We start from the raw sequence: 243 nt of genomic DNA, 5'->3' as shown, positions 1-243 counted from the left end.
CACGAGACCGGTGCAGCACAAGAACACCCTGCTGCTCCTCGGTCTTCACTGGCACGAAGCGCATGTTCGGTCGCGTGACAGCCTCGCAGATGGCTTCCGCATCCGCTGCATCGTTCTTTTGTCGTTTGACGTACGGCTTTACATAAGCGGGAGGAATCATCCGCACGTCGTGACCAAGCGCCGCGATTTCCCGCGCCCAGTAATGCGATGTGGCACAGGCCTCCATGCCAATCAGGCAGGGTT

General features: G+C 59.3%; 1 protein-coding gene. It reads right to left on the bottom strand.

Going from position 1 to position 243, the window contains the following annotated elements:
- Window positions 1-243, bottom strand: a 243-nt coding sequence (locus AB9F29_RS22730) for a transposase (protein WP_369757352.1), incomplete at both ends; no start/stop codon positions are given.

The organism is Falsihalocynthiibacter sp. S25ZX9, assembly GCF_041205405.1.
Lineage (GTDB): Bacteria > Pseudomonadota > Alphaproteobacteria > Rhodobacterales > Rhodobacteraceae > Falsihalocynthiibacter > Falsihalocynthiibacter arcticus.
Note: the sequence above shows the minus strand (reverse complement) of the source record. Positions and strands in the feature narration are given on the sequence as shown.